This is a genomic window from Streptomyces sp. Root1310 (assembly GCF_001426425.1).
Taxonomy (GTDB): Bacteria; Actinomycetota; Actinomycetes; order Streptomycetales; family Streptomycetaceae; genus Streptomyces.
Genome location: NZ_LMEQ01000034.1, coordinates 203,585 through 224,326 on the forward strand (window position 1 = coordinate 203,585; position 20,742 = coordinate 224,326).

Annotated in this window: 16 protein-coding genes and 1 pseudogene; 5 read left to right on the forward strand and 12 right to left on the reverse strand. The window is 72.6% G+C overall.

Features of this window, described 5'->3' with window-relative positions; all coding sequences use genetic code 11:
• Positions 1 to 271 precede the first annotated feature (271 nt).
• From ASD48_RS39220 to ASD48_RS39235, 4 genes are read right to left on the reverse strand one after another with little or no spacing between them, the layout of a single operon-like run.
• The gene (locus ASD48_RS39220) at positions 272 to 796 is read right to left on the reverse strand and encodes a copper chaperone PCu(A)C (protein ID WP_057606677.1); all 525 of its coding nucleotides are present in this window, start codon (positions 794 to 796) and stop codon (positions 272 to 274) included.
• Positions 793 to 3,066, reverse strand: coding sequence for a heavy metal translocating P-type ATPase (locus ASD48_RS39225; RefSeq protein WP_057606678.1), 2,274 nt, complete (start codon positions 3,064 to 3,066; stop codon positions 793 to 795). Before ASD48_RS39225 ends, ASD48_RS39220 begins: the two co-directional genes overlap by 4 nt.
• A complete protein-coding gene (locus ASD48_RS39230; RefSeq protein WP_057606679.1) occupies positions 3,066 to 3,335 on the reverse strand; it encodes a hypothetical protein in 270 nt (89 codons plus the stop codon). Before ASD48_RS39230 ends, ASD48_RS39225 begins: the two co-directional genes overlap by 1 nt.
• On the reverse strand, positions 3,335 to 3,631 hold the full coding sequence (locus tag ASD48_RS39235) for a hypothetical protein (protein WP_057606680.1): 297 nt from the start codon (positions 3,629 to 3,631) through the stop codon (positions 3,335 to 3,337). Before ASD48_RS39235 ends, ASD48_RS39230 begins: the two co-directional genes overlap by 1 nt.
• Before the next feature lie 59 nt (positions 3,632 to 3,690).
• Here ASD48_RS39235 and ASD48_RS39240 point away from each other — a divergent pair, with 59 nt between their 5' ends.
• Positions 3,691 to 5,049: a hypothetical protein gene (locus tag ASD48_RS39240; protein WP_057606681.1), complete on the forward strand. Its 1,359-nt coding sequence runs from the start codon at positions 3,691 to 3,693 to the stop codon at positions 5,047 to 5,049.
• A 133-nt stretch (positions 5,050 to 5,182) separates the two neighbouring features.
• On the opposite strand, the gene pgm is transcribed toward ASD48_RS39240, so the two are convergent.
• The 3 genes from pgm to ASD48_RS39250 form a co-directional block, all read right to left on the reverse strand.
• Positions 5,183 to 6,823: a phosphoglucomutase (alpha-D-glucose-1,6-bisphosphate-dependent) gene (gene pgm, locus ASD48_RS39245; RefSeq protein WP_057606682.1), complete on the reverse strand. Its 1,641-nt coding sequence runs from the start codon at positions 6,821 to 6,823 to the stop codon at positions 5,183 to 5,185.
• Positions 6,824 to 6,923: 100 nt separating this feature from the next.
• On the reverse strand, positions 6,924 to 7,100 hold the full coding sequence (locus ASD48_RS44000) for a hypothetical protein (RefSeq protein ID WP_020126694.1): 177 nt from the start codon (positions 7,098 to 7,100) through the stop codon (positions 6,924 to 6,926).
• Positions 7,101 to 7,354: 254 nt separating this feature from the next.
• Entirely contained in the window at positions 7,355 to 7,990 is a 636-nt protein-coding gene (locus tag ASD48_RS39250; RefSeq protein ID WP_057606683.1) for a TetR/AcrR family transcriptional regulator, read from the reverse strand.
• Positions 7,991 to 8,159: 169 nt separating this feature from the next.
• On the opposite strand from ASD48_RS39250, the gene ASD48_RS39255 reads away from it, so the two are divergent.
• From ASD48_RS39255 to ASD48_RS39270, 4 genes and pseudogenes are all read left to right on the forward strand, one after another.
• Positions 8,160 to 9,332 carry a VOC family protein gene (locus ASD48_RS39255; protein ID WP_057606798.1) on the forward strand — a complete coding sequence of 391 codons (1,173 nt, stop codon included), beginning with the start codon at positions 8,160 to 8,162 and terminating at the stop codon, positions 9,330 to 9,332.
• Positions 9,333 to 9,379: 47 nt separating this feature from the next.
• A pseudogene (locus ASD48_RS39260) lies at positions 9,380 to 10,338 on the forward strand (fumarylacetoacetate hydrolase family protein).
• A gap of 33 nt (positions 10,339 to 10,371) precedes the next feature.
• On the forward strand, positions 10,372 to 12,078 hold the full coding sequence (locus ASD48_RS39265; RefSeq protein ID WP_057606684.1) for a bifunctional 3-(3-hydroxy-phenyl)propionate/3-hydroxycinnamic acid hydroxylase: 1,707 nt from the start codon (positions 10,372 to 10,374) through the stop codon (positions 12,076 to 12,078).
• Positions 12,075 to 14,075 carry an acetoacetate--CoA ligase gene (locus ASD48_RS39270; protein ID WP_057606685.1) on the forward strand — a complete coding sequence of 667 codons (2,001 nt, stop codon included), beginning with the start codon at positions 12,075 to 12,077 and terminating at the stop codon, positions 14,073 to 14,075. The genes ASD48_RS39265 and ASD48_RS39270 overlap by 4 nt, the downstream gene beginning before the upstream one ends.
• A gap of 38 nt (positions 14,076 to 14,113) precedes the next feature.
• On the opposite strand, the gene ASD48_RS39275 is transcribed toward ASD48_RS39270, so the two are convergent.
• The 5 genes from ASD48_RS39275 to ASD48_RS39295 form a co-directional block, all read right to left on the reverse strand.
• Positions 14,114 to 15,427, reverse strand: a complete 1,314-nt coding sequence (locus ASD48_RS39275) for an NtaA/DmoA family FMN-dependent monooxygenase (RefSeq protein WP_057606686.1) — start codon at positions 15,425 to 15,427, stop codon at positions 14,114 to 14,116.
• A 723-nt stretch (positions 15,428 to 16,150) separates the two neighbouring features.
• A complete protein-coding gene (locus tag ASD48_RS39280) occupies positions 16,151 to 18,223 on the reverse strand; it encodes an iron ABC transporter permease (protein ID WP_057606687.1) in 2,073 nt (690 codons plus the stop codon).
• 8 nt (positions 18,224 to 18,231) lie between these two features.
• On the reverse strand, positions 18,232 to 19,212 hold the full coding sequence (locus ASD48_RS39285) for an iron-siderophore ABC transporter substrate-binding protein (protein WP_057606688.1): 981 nt from the start codon (positions 19,210 to 19,212) through the stop codon (positions 18,232 to 18,234).
• Positions 19,209 to 20,078 (reverse strand): ABC transporter ATP-binding protein, encoded by an 870-nt coding sequence (locus ASD48_RS39290; protein WP_057606689.1) that lies wholly within the window; start codon positions 20,076 to 20,078, stop codon positions 19,209 to 19,211. Before ASD48_RS39290 ends, ASD48_RS39285 begins: the two co-directional genes overlap by 4 nt.
• A gap of 57 nt (positions 20,079 to 20,135) precedes the next feature.
• Positions 20,136 to 20,699 (reverse strand): MSMEG_1061 family FMN-dependent PPOX-type flavoprotein, encoded by a 564-nt coding sequence (locus ASD48_RS39295; protein WP_057606690.1) that lies wholly within the window; start codon positions 20,697 to 20,699, stop codon positions 20,136 to 20,138.
• Positions 20,700 to 20,742 lie beyond the last annotated feature (43 nt).

Consider the following 20,742-nt stretch of genomic DNA (forward strand, 5'->3'; position numbering starts at 1 on the left):
CCGCTTCCCGATATTTCCGGGCAGCCCGAGGGACCGACAGTCGGAAACTGTCGGGCAGGGAATACCGGGGATTTCTCCCCGCGCATCAACGAATTACCGCCTCCTCCTTTCGGCTTGGCCTATGGGGGCGTTCCGAAGCAACGGGCCGGCCACGGACGGTCCCGCGTTCCCGCGTCTCCGTGCTGCTTCCGTGTTTCCGTGTTCCCGCGTCTCCGTGCTGCTTCCGCGTCTCCGTCTCTCCGTGTTTCCGGATCGATTTCCGCGGCCGGAGTCAGATGCCGTCCTGGCCCGGCCGGACCACCACCGCGAGTGTCTTCACCGTCCCGCCGTGCTCGAAGTGCAGGGTGAACGCGACGAGATCACCGGACTGCCAGCCCGACTTCGCCGGCAGTATCACGTCGAGGCCGCCCGGTGACATGGCGAGGGTCTCGCCGGGCGGCACGGTGACGGAGGCGACCGTCCGCGCGGAGGCCGAACCGGTGCCGGTCATCAGGTGGCGGCTGAGACGGGGCGACCCCGCGCCGGCCTCGGCGGTGGTCACCTTCAGCAGCCGGTCCGCCGAGCCCCCGCTGTTGGCGACCCGGAAGAACGCGGCCGTCTCCGGGACGCCGACGGAGGGCAGGAAGACCTTGCCGTCGGTGACCCTGATCCGGGCCGGGCTGCCGGCGTTGCCGTAGGCGGTCCAGGTGCTCAGGCCGCCGAGGGCGAGACCGCACACGGCGACGGGCGCGAGCGCGGCGAGCAGCGTGTCGGTGAGCCGGCGACGGGAAGGCCGCCGGGTTGCTCGTTCGTTCATGGGGTGCCTTTCCGCGCGGCAACGGACCGGGCCGAGGGCTGCCAGGCGCGCAGCCGCAGGCTGTTGGCGACGACCAGCACCGAGCTCGCCGACATGGCGGCCGCCGCGACCATCGGGTTGAGCAGGCCGACCATGGCCGGCGGGACGGTGACGACGTTGTAGCCGAAGGCCCACACCAGGTTGACGCGGATCGTGCCCAGCGTGCGCCGGGCGAGCCGGACCGCGTCCGCGAGGTCCTCGATGTCGCCGCGGACGAGGGTGACGTCGGCGGCCCCGATGGCCACGTCCGTGCCGCCGCCCATGGCGATCCCGAGATCGGCGCCGGCCAGCGCGGCGGCGTCGTTCACACCGTCCCCGACGACCGCGACCCGGTAGCCCTGCTCCCTCAACCCACCCACGAGGGCGGCCTTCCCCTCGGGACTGCGGCGGGCGTGCACCTCCTCGATGCCGAGTGCCCGGGCGACGGCACGGGCGGGCGCCTCCCGGTCGCCGGTGGCGAGCACGGGACGCACACCGAGCCGCCGCAGCCGGTCCACGGCGCGACAGCTGCCGGGGCGCACGACGTCCCCGATCTCGATCAGCGCTTCGGCCCTGCCGTCGACGCGGACCAGTACGGGGGTACGAGCGGCGGATTCCGCCGCGGCCAGGGCGGCCCCGAGGGCGTCGGGCAACTCCTCGTCCGGTGCGAGGACTTCGACGAGCCGCCCCTCGACCCGGCCGCGTACTCCCCGCCCGGGCAGCGCGCCGAAGTCGCTCACCTCCGGCAGCCGCCGCCCGTCCGGCTCCCGTCGGGCGTACGCGCGGAGGGCGCGGCCCAGCGGATGCTCCGAACCCTGCTCGACGGCTCCCGCCAGCCGCAGTGCCGCGTCGCGGCCGAGCCCGTCCGGTACCGCGGTGACCCGGGCGACGCTCATGTGTCCGGAGGTCAGCGTGCCGGTCTTGTCCAGCACGACCACGTCGAGGTGCCGAAGCCCCTCCAACGCCTGCGGTCCGGTGACCAGGATGCCCAGCTGGGCGCCCCGGCCCGTCGCCGCCATCAACGCGGTCGGGGTCGCGAGGCCCAGCGCGCACGGGCAGGCCACGACCAGCACGGCCACGGACGCGGTGACCGCCGCCTGGGGATCGGCCCCGGCGCCCAGCCAGAACCCGAGGGTGGTGACGGCCAGCGCCAGCACGACGGGCACGAAGACGCCGGCCACCGAGTCGGCCAGCCGTTGCGCCCGCGCCTTCCCGGCCTGCGCCTCGGTGACCAGCCGGGTGATGCGGGCGAGTTGGGTGTCGGACCCGACCGCCTCGGCCCGTACGAGCAGCAGCCCGCCGGCGTTGACGGCCCCGCCGACCACCGCGGACCCCGGCCCCACCTCGACGGGCTCGCTCTCGCCGGTGACGAGGGAGAGATCGACGGCCGAACTGCCTTCCAGCACCTCGCCGTCGGTGGCCGCCCGCTCCCCCGGCCGCACGACGAAGACCTGACCGACCCGCAACTCCTCGATGGGAATGAGCGATTCGGATCCGTCGGCGGCGCGGACGGACACCTCCTTCGCGGCGAGCCGGGCCAGCGAGCGCAGTGCCGCCCCGGTTCCGTGCCGGGCCCGCGCCTCCAGGAACCGTCCGGCCAGCACGAACAGCGGTACGCCGACGGCCGCTTCGAGATAGATGTGCGCGACGCCGTCCGAGGCGGTCGGCACGAGGGTGAACGGCATCCGCATACCGGGGTCGCCGGCGCCGCCGAGGAACAGCGCGTACGCCGACCAGAGGAAGGAGGCCACCACGCCCAGCGACACCAGCGTGTCCATGGTCGCGGCGGAGTGCCGCAGTCCCCGCACGGCACGCTCGTGGAAGGGCAGGGCCCCCCACACGGCGACCGGTGCGGCGAGCACGAAGCACAGCCACTGCCAGTTGCGGAACTGGAGGGCGGGCACCATCGACAGGACGAGCACGGGGAGCGCGAGCAGGGCGGTGACGACCAGCCGGTGCCGTTCCCGCCCGGTCCCCTCGGACGCGTCGCCGCCGTCCGTGGGTTGCCTGCTCCTGGGCGGTTCGGGCAGGGCGGCCGTGTAGCCGGCCTTCTCGACGGTCGCGACGAGTTCGGCCGGGCCGATGTCCGCCGGGTGGCTCACCCGAGCCCGCCCGGTGGCCAGATTGACGCTCGCCGTGACGCCGTCCAGCCTGCCGAGCTTCTTCTCGACCCGGGTCACGCAGGCCGCGCAGGTCATGCCGCCGACGGCCAGATCGGTGATGACCAGGGCGGTCACCGGTTCCGTACTCATCAGTGGCCGCCCCCGTGCGGGTCGGTCATGCCGCCCATGTCACCCATGTCATCGGCGTCCTCCACTCCCCCGCCGCCACCGCCGCCGCCCGTCCCGGTCCCGGTGCCGTGCATGCCGGGGGCCACGGGGCCGGAGGCGGTGCCGACCGCGTACGAGACCGCGAAGATCAGCGCCATGAGCAGGAGGAAGCCGCAGAGGGCGGGCGGGGGCCCCGCCTTCCGTAAGGCCGCGCCCACGCCGGACAGGGAGGAATTCCGGGATACGTCCATCAGCCGCGTCTCCAGGTGACGTCGTACGACGTCGCCGGGATCGCGCCGTACCGCTTCAGTAGTCGGAGCGGCCGCCGACCGGGTTCCGGAGCGCGAGTGTGGCGCGCGTCACATGGAGAGTTCCGACCGGAGACGGTCATCGGCAGGCCTGGGACAGAGGAGTCGATCGTCGAGATCGTGTTCAGGGCGGCGAAGTCGTCGGCGGCCAGGTCCTCGGGAGACGCGAGCGGGCTCACCTGCAGCCGGGTGCTCTCCGGCAGGGTCGAAAACCTGGGCGCGGCGGGCTGTGCTGCCATGTCATGATCCTGCCGATGCGCCGGGACTGCCGACGCGCTGTCACACCCTTGGGGGAGCAATGAGACTGTTCTTCGCCGGACGCCCGTTAGGTCTCAGATCCGGCGCGGCCGTGGTGGTGGCCGGTCTGCTGACTGCCGGTCTCGCCGCGCCCGTGTTCGCCGCCGACGATCCGCCGCAGACCGACCAGTTGTGGATCAACGAGCCGACCGAGCGAACGCTGCCGCTCGGCACCGACGGCGGTCAGCCGCAGTCCCTCGTCCTCGACGTCGGCATCTACCACGACAACGAGAACTTCACGGTGACCGACGGCAGGCTCAGCGTCGATGTCTCCGGCCTCGCGGGAGTCGCCGAGGTGGCCTGGCCGGACAACTGCACGCCGAGCGGCACGAGCGCCGTGTGCGACATCCCCGTGGTTCCCACGACGGGAGACCGCCAGGTATCCCTGACGGTGCGCGCGGCCGACGGCGCCGCGGTCGGCGCGCAGGGCCGGATCACCTACGAGGCGACGGCCACCGGCGGTCCCCAGGGCACGCTCACGGCGCCGCACGACAGCTTCGCCACCACGCTCACCGTCGGCTCCGGTCCCGACCTCGCCATCGCCCCCCTCGCCGACATCGAGAACGCTCGGCCCGGCGACGAGCGGACGATCCCGTTCAAGATCACCAACGAGGGCAACGAGAGCGCGAACGGGTTCACCGTCAAGCTGTATACCTCGTACGGCCTGACGGACCTGACCCGGTACGACGCCTGCGCCTACACCGCGGCGGTCGACAACGACTATCCGCCGACGGCCACGGCCCTGTGCACGTTCGACCAGGTGCTGGCACCGGGCGACTCCTTCGAACTGCCCGAGCCGCTGACGGTGCGACTCGCCCCGCACGCGCTGAACGAGCGGTTCGACATCGATGTCGAACCGGTCGGCGGCGCCCAGGACATCGACCCCCAGAACGACTACACGGCGCTCCAGATCGGCGCGGAGAACACCGCGGACTTCTCCGTGACCGGTGACGCCATCTCCGGCGCGGCGGGACAGACGGCCACGGCCGAGCTCACGTTCAAGAACAACGGCCCGGCCTGGTTCGGCCACCTCGGCTCCGGCGACCCGGTCGCCGCGGTCCGGCTGATCGTGCCCACGGGCGCCAAGGTCACCGGCGTGCCGACCGGCTGCGTCCCGCACACCCTCGCCGGCGGCTCCTACCCGAGGCCGACGGGCGCCCCGCGCTACGACTGCTACCTGCCGTACTGGGTGCTGGAGGACACCCAGCGCACGTTCACGTTCTCGGTGCGCATCGACACCGTGGTGCCCGGCGCGACCGGCGCCGTGAGCCTCCACCCGTCGTTCGGCGAGTTCGGCCAGTACCCCTTCGACTTCGACCCGGACCTCACGAACAACACCGCGGCCCTGACCGTCAACTGACCGGCCCCGCAAGTTGGCAGGATGGTCCCGGCCGACCTGCGCAGAACGTCCGGCGGTGTTTTCCGTACCGCTCACAGCGGTACGGAAAACACCGCCGGCATGCGAGCCGGCCAAGTGGTCCGCCTCGGGCGGCTCAGGCGCCCAGTGCGGCGTCGACCACGTCCCTCGCCTCCTCCTGGACCCGGCCGAGGTGGTCGGGTCCGAGGAAGGACTCGGCGTAGATCTTGTAGACGTCCTCGGTGCCCGAGGGGCGGGCCGCGAACCAGGCGTTGGCGGTGGTCACCTTGATGCCGCCGATGGACGCGCCGTTGCCCGGGGCCTCGGTGAGCACGCCGGTGACCGGCTCACCGGCCAGGGTGTCGGCGGTGACCTGCGCGGGTGAGAGCTTGCCGAGCAGCGCCTTCTCCTCCCGGGTGGCCGGGGCGTCGATGCGCGCGTAGGCGGGCGAGCCGAAGCGGTCCGTCAGCACGGCGTAGTGCTCGGACGGGGTCTTCCCGGTGACCGCCGTGATCTCGGAGGCCAGCAGCGCCAGGATGACGCCGTCCTTGTCCGTGGTCCAGACGGAGCCGTCGCGGCGCAGGAAGGAGGCACCGGCCGACTCCTCCCCGCCGAAGCCGAGCGAGCCGTCGACCAGCCCGTCCACGAACCACTTGAAGCCGACGGGCACCTCGACGAGGCGGCGCCCGAGGTCGGCGGCGACCCGGTCGATCATCGAGGACGACACGAGCGTCTTGCCGATCCCCGCGTCGGCCGGCCACTGCTGCCGGTGCGCGTAGAGGTAGGCGATGGCCGCGGCCAGGTAGTGGTTGGGGTTCATCAGACCGGCGTCCGGCGTGACGATGCCGTGCCGGTCGGCGTCGGCGTCGTTGCCGGTCGCGATCTGGAAGCGGTCGCGCTGCTCGATCAGCGAGGCCATCGCGTACGGCGACGAGCAGTCCATGCGGATCTTGCCGTCCCAGTCGAGCGTCATGAAACGCCAGGTCGGGTCGGTGAGCGGATTGACGACGGTCAGGTCGAGCCGGTGCTGTTCGGCGATCCGTCCCCAGTACGCCACGGACGCACCGCCCAGCGGATCGGCGCCGATGCGGACACCGGCGGCGCGGATCGCGTCCAGGTCGAGGACGTTCGGGAGGTCGGCGACATAGGTGCCGAGGAAGTCGTAGCGGCCGGTCGTGGACGCGGCGAGGGCCCGGGCGTAGGGGATGCGCCGTACGTCCTTCAGGCCGGACACGATGATCTCGTTGGCCCGGTCCTGGATCCAGGAGGTGGCGTCGGAGCCGGCCGGGCCACCGCTCGGCGGGTTGTACTTGAAGCCGCCGTCGGCGGGCGGGTTGTGCGACGGGGTGACGACCACGCCGTCGGCGAGGGCGGCGGTGCGGCCCCGGTTGTGGGCGAGGATCGCGTGCGAGACGGCGGGTGTCGGCGTGTAGCCGTCGGCGCTGTCGACGAGCACCGTCACGCCGTTGGCCGCGAACACCTCCAGGGCGGTGACCCGGGCGGGCTCGGACAGGGCGTGACTGTCGGCGCCGAGGAAGAGGGGGCCGTCGGTGCCCTGGGCGGTCCGGTACTCGCAGATGGCCTGGCTGGTCGCGGCGATGTGGTCCTCGTTGAACGCCGTGTTCAGCGACGATCCCCGGTGCCCCGAGGTGCCGAACGCCACGCGCTGCCCCGGATCGGCCGGGTCCGGGTGCAGCGCGTAGTACGCCGTGACCAGCCGGGCGACGTCGACGAGATCCTCGGGGCCGGCCTTCGTGCCCGCTCGCTCGTGCTGCATGTGCCCGCTCCTCCGCATCGGTCGATCAAGGCTTGCGCCTTCCATCTTCCCTTGTGGGGGCGGCTGTCCGCGAGTACGGGTCGGTTTGCGCCCGGAGCGCTCAGCGCCGGCGGCCCCGCACCGACCAGCCGCTGCCTATGCCCGCGACGTGCAGGGCGAGCACGGTCAGGCCGAGGAGCATGAGGTTGGTCGAGGTGAAGGTGTCGTTGGTGGAGATCTCCGCCGCGTTGATCAGAAAGGCGATGAAGAACAGCACTGCCGAGATGATGGCGAGCAAGGGGTCCGTCCCTTCGGGGTGTGGCCGGTTCGTGGTGCCGGCCGGTTCGTGGTTCGGCCGGTTCGGTGGTGGCGCTCGTGCGGTGTCGTTGCTCTCTTGCGGTTCGTTGCTCAGCGGATGCCCCCGACCGGGCCATGAACACCACGCATTCGGCCCTGGGGGACGGAGTGCCAGGGCGGACGGAGTTCGAGGCCTTCGGCCGTCGGACGGTTCGGGGCGCGCCGCTCCGACGCCGGGCGGTGCGGCGGTGCGCGTCAGCCGAGGTCGGGCAGCGGACGCCGGGCGACCTCACGGGCGTCCCGCGGCGGGAGACCGAGCATGCGCAGCAGCATCTCGGCCAGGTTCGAGGCCGCTTCGTCCCCGTCGAGGTCCGGGCGGGCGAACCGCAGCTCCAGCAGCGCCAGCAGGGAGCCGCCCAGGGCGGTCAGGGCGACGGTCGGGTCGCCGACGGTGAACCTGCCGGAGGCGATGCCGACCTCCAGGTCGCGTACGGCACGCGGGGCCAGTCCGGTGTCGGAGTGGAGGTGACCGAGTCCGCGGTGGCGCAGGACCTGCATCAGCTCGGGCCGGGCATCGGCCAGACGCGCGCTGAGGCGGAAGCCCGCCGCGACGAGCTCCGCCGGGTCGTCGATGCCCTGGAGATGCTCGTCGAAGGCCTGGCCGAGCTCTTCGAGGGCGTCCTTGACCGCCGCGTCGAACAGGGCCGTCTTCGATTCGAAGTGGTTGTAGAACGAGCCGAAGCCGACATCGGCGCGCTCCGCGATGGCCTGGATGCTCGCGCTGGTGTCCCCGGTCTCGGCGAGGATCTGCCGGGCCGCGCGGACCAGCGCCTGACGGGTCTCGGCACGGCGCCGTTCGAAACGGTTGAGGGGCGGGGCTGACGTCGACATGGGCGCGAGTCTACCCACCGGGTGTGCCAGGTCACAGTTCTGATGAATCGCTCAGCTCGCATCGAGCTCACATCTGAGGAAATCATCACTCGCCATCGAGCGACTCTTGACGATCGAACTGTCAATGCTGATGATTTCCTCATCACGGCACTGTCGCTTGGAGGACACCATGTCCGGAACTCACGTCAACGCGGTCGGCGTCACCGGCGTCAGGACGGCCCACCAGGACCTCCACAGCGAGCGGGGCGCCCTGCGCGGCGAACATCCCGGGCGCTCCCGGAACCCCGTCGTCAAGGTCGCCGACCTGGCCTGGCTGGAGTTCGAGAAGCCCGATCTGGACCGGGCCGAGGTCTTCGCCCGCGATTTCGGATTCGGCATCGCCGCCCGCACCGAGCGTGAGCTGTGGCTGCGCGGCACCTTCGCGGGCACCCCGTGCATGGTGATCCGCAAGGGACGCACCAGCAGCTTCATCGGCCCGGCGTTCCGCGCGGCCGAGCGCGCCGACCTGGACCGGCTGGCCCGCGCCACCGGCTCGCGCGTACGGGATGTACGAGACGTACGGGACGCGGACGTGCCCGGGGGCGGCAAGGTCGTCGACCTGCTCGACCCCTCGGGCTTCCCGGTCCGGGTCGTGCACTGCGAGGAGCGGCTGCCGGCGCTGCCCGGACAGCGACCGCTGCTCCTCAACTCCGGCACGGACCAGCGCCGCATCAACCTCGCGCAGCGCCCGCCCCGTGAACCGTCCCGTATCCAGCGCCTCGGCCATCTGGTGCTGGAGACCCGGGTGTTCGCCCGAGCCCTGGACTGGTACCTGGACACCCTCGGGATGATCGTGTCCGACTTCCTGTTCCTGGACGGGCAGCGCGACCGCGGTCCGACGATGGCGTTCATCCGCTGCGACCAGGGTGGTGTGGCCGTCGACCACCACACCCTCGCGATGCACCTCGGACCGGGCAACGGCTATGTCCACTCCGCCTATCAGGTGACCGACCTCGACTCCATCGCCGCAGGGGGCGAGTACCTCGACGAACGTGGCTACCAGCGCAGTTGGGGCATCGGCCGGCACATCCAGGGCAGCCAGCTCTTCGACTACTGGCGCGACCCCGACCGCCTCATGCTCGAGCACTTCGCCGACGGCGACCTCTTCTCCCGCGACCTCGATCCCGGCTGGGCGCCCATGTCCACGAGCGGCCTCGCCCAGTGGGGGCCGCCGGCCACCCGCGACTTCCTCGGCGCGAGTCCCTCCCCCGCCAGGATCCGCGAGGTGTTCCGGGCCCTGCGCGGCGACAACGAGATGGACCCCGCGCGCCTCCTGGGCCTGCTCAAGGCCGCGAACTCCTGACCCCCTCCGCCTCTTCCTCCCCTCGCCCCCTCACCAAAGGCAACGACATGAGCACCAACGTCCTGCGCACCGCCGACGGCTGGTGGGTGGTGCGCGACGCGCGCGCCGTCCGTATCGACACCGAAGCGGTCACCACCGCCGGACTGCTGGCCGACCGGGCCGCCGTCCGGGAGGCCGCCGTCTCCGGCGGGACGGGCACGCCCGTGGCCGACCTGGTCGTGCTCTCCCCGGTCACCACCCCCTGCCGGGTCGTCGCACAGATGGTCAACTACCGCAGCCACGCCCGCGATTCGGGATTCACCGGGGACATCCCGCCCGCCTTCTTCCGCAAGGCGTCCGGCTGGTGAGCGGCCCGCACGACGACATCGTCCGACCGTCCCATGTGCGGTTCCTGGACTACGAGATCGAACTCGGCCTGGTCATGGGGGCGCCGCTGCCGGTCGGCACGGTCGTCGCGGAAGGGGACCTGCCCGCCTACGTCGCCGGACTCGTGATCACGAACGACGTCAGCGCACGTGACGTACAGCTGACGAAGACACAGTTCTACGAGAGCAAGTCCTACCCCACCTTCACCCCGGCAGGGCCGTACCTCTCCCTCATGGAACCGGAGGACTTCGCGCACCTTCCCGACCTGCGGCTGAAGCTGTCCGTCAACGGCGAGCCGCGCCAGGACCGCACCCTGGCCGACATGATCGTGCGCCCCGCGCAGGCACTGACCCTGCTGACGCGCTTCCAGGCGCTCGACCCGGGTGACCTGCTGCTCACCGGCACGCCCGGCGGCACCGCCCTCAAGGCACCGCCCAAGGCCGTCGAGAAGATCGGCGCTCTGCTGCCGCCGGCGGTGAAGTGGAAGGCCTTCTTCAAGAGCCAGGCCCGCAACCCGCGCTACCTCGGCCGGGGCGACCTGATCACCGCGACGATCGCCACGCCGGACGGGCGGATCGACCTCGGTGAGCAGCGCACCACCGTCACCGACGCGAGCACCGCCGTCACCGACGCGAAATGACCGAGGCGACCTGAGACCCGAAGTGAGCCGCACATGACCGTAGACCAGGCCGCCGGACCACGGGACCCCGCGCCCCGGCCGGCACACGTACCCGTGGTGATCGTCGGAGCCGGGCCCGTGGGCGTGACCGCCGCCCTGCTGCTGGCCCGGCGTGGCGTGAGGACCGTCGTCCTCGAACGCCACCACGACGTCTACCCGCTGCCCCGCGCCGTCGCCACCGACGACGAGGTGCGCCGCATCCTCCAGGCAGCGGGCGTCGCGGAAGAGTTCGCCGCGATCGCCCGCCCCGCACGCGGACTGCGCCTGCTGGACGCCCGGCACCGGGTGATGGCCGAGTTCCCGCGCGCCGCGCAGGGCGCCCACGGCTTCCCGCAGACCGGCATGTTCGACCAGCCTGAGCTGGAACGGCTGCTGCGCGACGCCCTCGCCCGCAGACCGGAGTGCGAACTGCGCGGCGGCGTGGAGGTCGTCGGCGTCGACCAGGACGACGAAGGGCCGGTCGGCGAAAGGCTGAACGGCGAAGGGGCGGACGGCGAAGGGGCGGACGGCGAAGGGGCGGACGGCGGGGGGCCGGTCCGCGTGGCCTACCGTGACGCGACGGGCGAACACCTGCTGTGGGCGGACGCCGTCCTCGGCTGCGACGGCGCGGGCAGCCTCACCCGCGACGCCGTCGGCGCCGTCTGGGAGGACCTGCGCTTCGAGGAACGCTGGACGGTCGTCGACGTGCGCACCAGCCTCCCGGTCCGCTGCTGGGAAGGCGTCGAGCAGATCTGCGACCCGCGGCGTCCCGCGACGTTCATGCGGGTCGGCGAGGACCGCTACCGCTGGGAGTTCCGGCTGCGGGAGGACTCCGCACTCGATGACGAGCGGCTGCGGGACCTCGTCGCCCCGTGGGTGGACCTCGCGCCCGGAGCCGACTTCACGGTTCTGCGGCAGGCGCGGTACACCTTCCGGGCGCGCATCGCCGACCGCTGGCGCCGGGGCCGGGTCTTCCTCCTCGGCGACGCCGCGCACCTCACCCCGCCGTTCATCGGACAGGGACTCTGCGCGGGCCTGCGCGACGCCCACAACCTGACCTGGAAGCTGGCCCGTGTCCTTCGACAGGGCGCGGACGAAAGGCTGTTGGACACGTACGAGAGTGAACGCAAGCCGCACGCCCGCCATGTGATCCGGCTCGCGGTCGCGATGGGCTGGGCCATGACCGGCGGCCAGGACGGCGCCGCCGCCCTCCGCCGCGGCGTCCTGAGTGCGGCGGTGCGGATCCCCGGCCTGTCCACGGCGGCCGTGCGTGACCTCGGTCCGGTGCTCGGCGCGGGACCGCTCGTGCACCGTCGGGCCCGCCGGGGCGGCCGTGGTCTCGTGGGCGGCTTCTGCCCGCAGCCGTGGGTGGCCGTCGACGGCCGGCGCGTGCGTCTCGACGAGCTGCTCGGCGACTCCTTCGCCCTGCTGACCGCCATACCGCCGGCGCCCTCGCTCCGGGCGGTCGCGGACGGTCTCGGCGCCCGGACCGTCGCGGTGGCCGGCCTCGGCGACGACGGCCGGCTCGCCGCCTGGCTGCGTGCGGGAAGAGCGGACGCCGTGCTGCTGCGGCCGGACCGCGTCGTCATGGACGTCGTGCCGGCCGGCGCCGACGACCTCACCGGTACGGCCGACTGGGCGTCCCTGCTGCACACCACCCGAAGCCCCCTGCCGTCCCGACCGTCGGTCGGGGAAAGCCCGTCGAGGAGCGCCACACGATGAACACGCCCTACCCGGACCCCTTCTTCACGCCCGATCCGCGGGCCGCCGACGCCAGCCGCGTCGTGGACTTCGCCCGCTGGGCCGCCCGGCACCGCGGGGTGGCCGTGGACGCGGACTACGCCTCCCTGCACCTCTGGTCGGTCACCGACCTGGAGGGCTTCTGGAGCGCGGTGTGGGCGTACTTCGACGTCGACGCGGACACCCCGTACGAGCGGGTGCTCGGGGAGGAGCGGATGCCCGGCGCCGTCTGGTTCCCCGGCGCCACCCTCAACTACGCCCACCACGCCCTGCGCAACCTCGGGGACGACGACACGGCGATCGTCGCGCTCGACGAGACCGGCGCCGGGTACGAGGTGAGCGGGGGGCGGCTGCGCGCCCAGGTCGCCTCGGTCGCGGCCACCCTGCGCGACCTGGGCGTGGGCAGGGGCGACCGGGTCGTCGGCTATCTGCCCAACACCCCGCACGCGATCATCGCGTTCCTCGCCGCCGCCAGTCTGGGCGCGGTGTGGTCGGTGTGCGGGCAGGACTACGCGCCCAGGGCGGCGGCCGACCGCTTCGCCCAGCTCGAACCCACCGTGCTGATCGCGGCGGACGGCTACCTCTTCAACGGTGCCACCCACGACCGTCGCGACGCCGTCCACGAACTGGCCACCGCGCTGCCGACGTTGAAGGCAACCCTGCTGGTCGGCCATGTCGGCCTGCCCCGGCCCTCGCACACCTACCCGTCGTCGGTCGTCCCGTGGGAGGACGCCGTCACCCGTACGGAACAACTCGTCTGCACCGCCGTGCCGTTCGACCATCCCCTGTGGGTCGTCTTCTCCTCCGGCACCACCGGCCTGCCCAAGGGCATCGTGCACGGTCACGGCGGGGTCCTGCTCGAACACCTCAAGACACTCGGCCTGCACTCCGACCTCGGGCCCGGCGACCGCCTCCTGTGGTACACCACCACCCACTGGATGATGTGGAACCTGGTCGCCTCCACGCTGCTGACCGGCGCCACCCCATGTACGTACGACGGGAGCCCCGCCCCGTTCAGCCGCCCCGACATCCTGTGGGAGCTGGCGGCCCGCCATCGCGTCACCGTCTTCGGCACCAGTCCCCAGTACCTGCTGGGCATGGCCAAGTTCGGCATCGACCCGTCCGTGCACGACCTGTCGTCGATCCGTGTCGTCGGCTGCACCGGCTCCGCCCTGCCGGCCTCCGCCTATCCGTGGGTCCGCGACCACGTCGGCGGTCATGTCCTGCTCGCGTCCATCAGCGGCGGCACCGACATCGTCTCCGGATTCGCCGGCAGCGCGCCCAACCTGCCGGTCTGGGCGGGTGAACTGTCCGCCCCGCACCTGGGTGTGGCGCTCGTGGCGTACGACCCCGAGGGCGTCCCGGTGGTGGACAAGGTCGGCGAACTGGTCGTCACCCGGCCGCTCCCGTCGATGCCGCTGTACTTCTGGAACGACCCCGACGGCACCTGCTACCGCGACGCCTACTTCTCCTCCTACCCCGGTGTGTGGCGGCACGGCGACTGGATCACGCTCACCTCCCACGGCTCGGTGATCGTCCACGGCCGCTCCGACTCCACTCTGAACCGCAACGGCGTCCGGCTGGGCAGCGCCGACATCCACGACGTCGTCGAGCGGCTGCCCGAGATCACCGAAGCCCTCGTCATCGGCGCCGAGGAACCCGACGGCGGCTACTGGATGCCGCTGTTCGTCGTCCTCGCGGCCGGTACGGAACTGGACGACGACCTGCGCGAACGCATCCGCGACGCCATCCGCACGGGCGCCTCGCCCCGGCATGTCCCCGACGAGATCCTGGAAGTCCCGGCCATTCCGCACACCCGCACCGGCAAGAAGCTCGAAGTCCCGGTGAAGCGTCTCCTCCAGGGCGCGCCCGCCGAGCGGGTCGTCAACCCCGCCGCGGTGGACGCCCCCGAGCTCATCGCCCACTTCGTCCGGCTCGGCGCCGACCGCCGGGGCCGCAGGAACACCGACCAGGTGTGACGCCCGAACGGTCCGGTGACTCCCGGGCACCGCGCCGGTCAGCTTCGGCGGGCCGGAGTCTTCCGGGCCGGCAACTCGAGTCCCAGGTTCTCCCGCAGTGTCGTACCGGTGTAGTCGGCGGCGACGATCTTGCGCCGGCGCAGTTCGTGCAGCAGACCGTTGACGACGAAGTCGTGCTGCCGCGGGTCGGCGAGACCGCTCAGGGAGATCACGTCCAGCACGCCCGCCCGGAAGCGTTCCTCCACCGCGTCGGCGAGTTGGCCGGGAGTTCCGGCGGCGGCCCAGTGACCCGTGTCCTGCGCGGCGACGACGAGTTCGCGCAGGGTGTAGCCCTGGCGGACGTACCCGGCGAAGATGTCGACCCGCCCGCGGCGGCGGTTGACCGAGGCGATCTCCGGCAGCACGCTCTGCGGCAATGGTGCGTCCAGGGGCAGGTCGGACAGGTCGACGCCGCCGCCGAGCATGTCGGCGACCTGGGCGCGGCCGCGCTCGAAGTCGATCGCCTCGCGCCGCTCGCGTACGAGTCGCCGCGCCTCTTCCTCGGTCGCGCCGAAGGTGGCGTGGAACGAACTGAAGATCAGCGGCAGTCCGTCGGCGCGGCCGAACCGGCGGGCCTGGCCCCGGATCCTCCGGGTGAAGTCCAGCGCGTGGTCGAGGGTCGGCAGCGAGGTGAAGACGATCTCGGCGAATCGAGCGCCCAGTGTCGTGCCCGCCGCGGACTGGCCGGCCTGGATCTGCACCGGCCTGCGCTGCGGCAGCGGCGGGATGTTGAGCGGGCCGGCCACGTCGAAGAACCGGCCGGAGTGGTGGATCGGGTGCACCCGGTCGCGATGCAGCACCGCCTTCCCGTCCGCGCCGACGGTCAGGGCGTCGGGCTGCCAGCTGTCCCACAGCGCGTTGACCACCTCCAGCGTCTCCGCGGCGCGTGCGTAGCACTCCTCGGGACTGGGCAGTTCACCGGACCCGAAGTTCTCCTCGCCGACCGAGGAGGTCACCAGGTTCCAGGCCGCCCTCCCCTCGCTCACGTGGTCGAGCGTTCCGAACAACCGGGCCAGGTTGAAAGGGTGGTTGAACGTCGTCGAGACCGTGGCGATCAGGCCGATCCGCGAGGTCACCTGGCTCAGCGCAGAGACGAAGACCAGGGGCTCCTGCGATCCGATCGGGCCCTGCGCGTCGAAGCGCAGCAGGTCGGCGGTGAACAGGGCGTCGATCCGTGCCGCCTCGGCGAGCTTCGCCACCCGCACGGCCGTGTCCAGTGTGGACCGGGTCGGATCGACCGCCAGATCGTAGGTCTCCGACGTACCGCCGGCTCCGGTCACGGTTTTCAGCGTCCTGGGCTGCTGCACGCTCACGACTCGTCCATTTCTCACCGGCGTCGGTGTCGTCTCGGGGGACGGAGTTCCACGGGTACGGTTCGCACCCGGACAGGGCTCCACGGGTGGGGCGGACACCCGACTGTGCGGGGGGTGCCTGACGTGATGCTCCGGCGGCGGGGTGAGGACCCGCGCCTGCGCGGCCACTCGTGCTCGGGCAGGGCGGGCACACGCGGGCCCGCCAGGGAAATGCCGGAGGTCAGGTCAGCGACAGAGCGCGGTGTGGGTCCGGCACAGGTCGACGTGCCGACGCTTCGTCCGGGCGGGAGCCAGGGCCGGGGTGCGGAACGGCCGGACGGGCGCTGTCCCCACCATGGCCCCCCTCGGTCCTGACGACTGCGCACCGGACGGTGCCCTGCTGCGCGGTGCCCACGCGGACTCCGCGGGACGCGCCCATGATCTCCCGTGGCCGCACGCGCTGCAAGGCCGCACGCGTTGCGAGGCCACCCGCCCGCCGGCCCTCACCAGGGGAGGACACCTGGAACCACGCCCCGTCGCAGGGGTGTTCGCCTCCGAACCGGGACAGCGGGCAGGCACGGGGCGGCTTCCGCACCGGCGCCCCGGCCGCCCTGACCACGGTGGGGGCGGACGGTGACCTCGCCGCCGCCCCGGCCCGCAGGCCGGTCCGCCCCGAGCGGCTCGGCGCCCAGGGAGCGTCTGACAATTCCCGCCGGGCGCGCGACGCGAATTGTCGGACACGCCCTAGCGCCCCCGCCTGCCACGCACCAGCAGATAGAGGAAGTACGGCGTGCCGATCACCGCCGTCATCAGGCCGGCACCCAGCTGGGCGGGGGCGATGACCGTACGGCCCAGCAGGTCGGCCGTGCAGACGAGTGCGGCGCCGAGGAGGACCGCGACCGGCACCACCCGCGCGTGCCGTCGGCCCACGAGGGCACGCGCCGCGTGCGGCGCCACCAGGCCGACGAAGCCGATGGTGCCGGCCGACGCGACCGCCGTGGCGCTGAGCAGGACGCTCACCACCAGGAACCCGAGCCTGGCCCGGGACAGCCGCAGGCCGAGCAGCCGGGGCGTGTCCGGGTCCAGCGAGACGAGGTCCAGCTCGGTGCGCCGGGCGACCGCGACGACGAGGCCCACCGTCAGCACGAGCGCGACGGGCAGGACGTCCGGCATGGTGCGGCCGTACGTCGAACCGGACAGCCAGGTCAGCGCCTTCGTCGCGTTGAACGGGTCGGTGAGCACGATGAGCAGGCTGATCAGTGCCGTCGTACCGGCGGCCGTGCCGATGCCGACGAGGACCAGCCGGTTCTGCTGGTAGCCGCCCCGGGCGGCGAGCCCGAAGACGACGACGGAGGTCACGGCGGCGCCCGCGAACGCGGCACCCGCCACCCCCCAGGTCCCGGCGACGGGAACGGTGGTGACCAGGAGCACGGCGCCCAGCGCGGCTCCGCCGGACACGCCCAGGACGCCGGGCTCCGCGAGCGGGTTGCGGGTCACGGCCTGCACCAGTGTGCCGGCCAGGGCGAGCGCCGCGCCCGCGCACAGCGCCGCGAGGACGCGGGGCACCCGGGTGTCGAGGACGAAGGACACCGCCCGGCCGGCCCGCCCCTGCGCCCAGTTCGCGACATCGCCGAGCAGCAGCTTGCTGTCGCCGAGCAGGACGCCGGCGATCGTCACCCCGACGACCACGACGACGAGTACGGCCAGCGTGGTCAGGAACGCGGCCCGGCTGGGGACGCGCAACCGGTCCGGCGCGTCCGCACCGGCCGTGTCCCGCAGCCGCAGGGCCATCACCACCAGGAAGACGGCGCCGACCAGGCTGGTGACGACACCGGTGGGCACGGCGACCGCCGTGTCCGCGGGCACGAGCGCCCGCAGCAGCACGTCCGCTCCGAGGACCAGGCCCGCGCCGACCAGGCCGGCCACCGACAGGGTCGTCCGGGCCCGGACGAAGCCCCGGCACCGGCGAGCCAGCGGTCGCACCAGGGCCGGGGCGCACAGGCCGACGAAGCCGATGGGCCCGGCGAGGGTGACGGCCGCCGCGGACAGCAGCGTGGCCAGGACGACGACCGTCAGACGGGTGGCGCGGACCGGGACGCCCAGCCCGCGCGCCGCGTCGTCGCCGAGGGCCAGCGCGTCGACCCGACGGGCGGTCAGCAGCAGGCCGGCCAGCCCGACCAGGACGACGGGCAGCATCTGAAGGACGCCGTCGAAGCCGTTCTGGCTGATGCTGCCCTGGTTCCACTGGTAGAGGCCCTCGGTCTCCTGGGGGAACAGCAGGAGCAGGCCTTCCGTCACGGAGGTCAGCCCCAGCGCCAGCGCGGTGCCGGCGAGGACCAGTCGTACGGTGCCCGTGCCGAGGCCGGACAGGGCGAGCACGACGGTCGCGGCGAGGAGTCCGCCGACGAAGGCGACCCCGGAGGAGGCGATCACCGGCAGCGAGACGCCGGTGACGCCGACCAGCCCGAGCGCCAGGTACGAACCGGCGTTCACCGCGAGGGTGTCGGGAGCGGCGAGCACGTTGCGGCTGACGGCCTGGAGCACGGCGCCGGCCGCGCCGAGGACGACGCCGACCATGATGCCGGCGGTCATCCTCGGCAGCCGGGAGGCGATCACGACGGAGGCGTCGGCCGGATCGGACCGTCCGGTCAGGGCCTTGAACACCTCGGCCGGTCCGACGGAGGCGGTGCCCTGGGTGATGTCGACGACGGCGAGGGCCGCGACCAGGAGGACGAGCGCGGCCGTCACCGCGGCCGCGCCCGTCCGGGACGCGGCCGCCGGCGGACGGAGCGCGGGAGGCGTTGCGGTGACGGCCATGGCCGGCGCTACTTCGTCAGCGCGTCGACGACGGCGTCGATGTACGCCTCCATCGACTCGGGACCGCCGAACATCCAGATGCCGTCGGGCAGTCGGTGCACCTCGCCGGCCTTCACGAACGGCAGGGACGTCCATACGGCGTTCTTCGCCAGCGCACCGGTGAACGGCGTGCTGCTCGCGTCGTCGTCGTTGGCTATGTAGGCGAACCGGGTGCCCTTCGGCAGGGCGGTGAGGCCCTCGACGTCGGTGGTGCCGAGGCCGTAGGCCGCGTCGCCCTTGACCGTCCAGGCGTTCTTCAGACCGACCGCCTCGTTGACGGCCCCGATGAGCGAGCCGCTGGTGTACGGGCGCAGGGAGACCTGGTTGGAGGCGATGTAACCGTCGGAGAAGGCGAAGTCCGCACCCGCGAGACCGGCGTCCGCGAGGGCCTTCCTGCCCTCGGCGACCTTGGCCTCGAAGGCCGTACGGGCCGTCTCGGCCTTGGCGGTGGTGCCGGTGGCCTTGGCGATGAGGTCGAGGTTCTCCAGCATCTGCCCGATCTGGTCGCCGGAGTCGGCGGACGTCACCTCCAGCACCGGGGCGACCTTGCGCAGTTGCTTCACCGCGGCGGGGGTCAGGTCGGTGGTGGTCACGATGAGGTCGGGCGCGAGCGAGGCGATGGCGTCCATGCTCGGCTCGCCGCGCGTGCCGATGTCCTTCGGCTCGTTCTTCAGCGGGACGGCGGTGTCCCAGGTCTTGTAGCCCTTGACGTCGGCGACGCCGACGGGGTCCACGCCGAGCGTGAGGAGGCTCTCGACGACGTTCCACTCGGTGGCGACGACCTTGGTGGCCGGGCCGTCGAGCTTGAGCTTGGCGCCGGTGGCGTCGGTGAGGCTGATGGCCTGCGAGGGCTTCGTGGAACTGTCGGCGGCAGGCTCGGTGGTGCCGCACGCGGTGAGGGTGAGCGCCGCGGCGGTGGTGGTGGCCGCGGTGAGCAGGAGGCGTCTCATGAGGTGGTGCCGAGCCTTTCGGTCCGTGGGTGTCGAGTGTGGTGGCGGCCGATCGGGCGGGTGCGCAGTCGGCCGGTCAGGGGGTCGGTGTCGACGTCGATCCGGATGCCGTAGACAGCGGTCAGGCGTTCCGGGGTGAGGACGTCCTCGGGCGGGCCGTCGGCGACGATCCGGCCCGCTTGGAGCAGCGTGATCCGGTCCGCGACGGCCGCCGCCTGGTCGAGGTCGTGCAGGACGACGCCGACGGCGATCCCGTGGTCGTCCGCCAGGTCGCGGATGAGGTCGAGGAGTTCGATCTGGTAGCGGAGGTCGAGATAGGTCGTCGGCTCGTCCAGCAGCAGCACGCCGGTCTCCTGCGCGAGGCAGCCGGCCAGCCACACCCGCTGCAGCTGCCCGCCTGACAGGTGGTCGGCGCCCCGCTCGGCGAGGTCCGTGACACCGGTCAGCGCGAGTGCCCGTTCGACCGCGGCCGACGCGTCCGGATCGGGCCGGCCGAAGCGGCCCCGGTAGGGGTAGCGGCCGAACTCGACGACGTCCCGCACGGTCAGCCCGCTGGGCGTGGGGCGACCCTGGGTCAGCAGGGCGACGTGCCGCGCGAACTCACGGGTGGTCAGGGTGAGGCCGTCGGTGTCGGCGTCGATCCTGAGCGTGGCGTGGCGGGCCGGCTGCAGACGGGAGATGGTCCGCAGGAGCGTCGACTTGCCGCTGCCGTTGGGGCCGACCAGCGCGGTCACCTCGCCGGGCCGGAGCGCGACCGAGGCGTCGTGCACGACGTCGACGCCGTCGTACGACACGGTCACACCCGAGGCGGACAGTTCATGACCGCGTAGCCGCGGGGTGGCGGCTGCTTCTTCACCAGATCTCACACGACGAAGGTTAGCCTAACCTAAATTGAAGTGGATCAGAGGTGCCCGGCACCCGGCTCAGCCGGTCCGCCACGACGCCGGATCCCAGACGCCCGAGCGGCGCAGCGACTGCGGGCAGTGCAGATAGACCTCGTCGATCTCCAGGACCAGGGCGAGCTGGGGCCGCCGGCCGTCGAGCGTCATAGAGTCGAAGAACGGCGCGTCGGTGAGGATGCGGGCCCGGCCGTTGACGCGCAGGACCTCCTTGGCGCCGGGGATCAGATACAGCAGGCCGGCGTGCGGGTTGTCGAGGATGTTATGGAAGCTGTCTCCCCGGCGGTTCCCCGGCCGGTCGGGCAGGGCGATCGTGCCGGAGTCGACGACGTGGGTGAAACCCGGGGCGTCCCCGCGCGGGGAGACGTCGCAGTTGCCGTGCGCGTCGGAGGTGGCGAGCAGACAGAACGGCGAGCGGGCGACGATGTCCAGGTCCTGGCCGGTCAGCCGGTCGTGGACCTTCTCGATCACCACGGGCCAGGGCTCGCCCAGCAGGGCGCGCAGTTCGGCCGGTGACTCCAGCGCCACCCAGCCCCTCCCGGTCCCGGCGTCCAGTCCGGCCCCGGCGGTATCGATCGTGTGCGGCAAGGCCGACTCCCCATGTGCGCGCCCCCGGCAGATAGTTGCACGG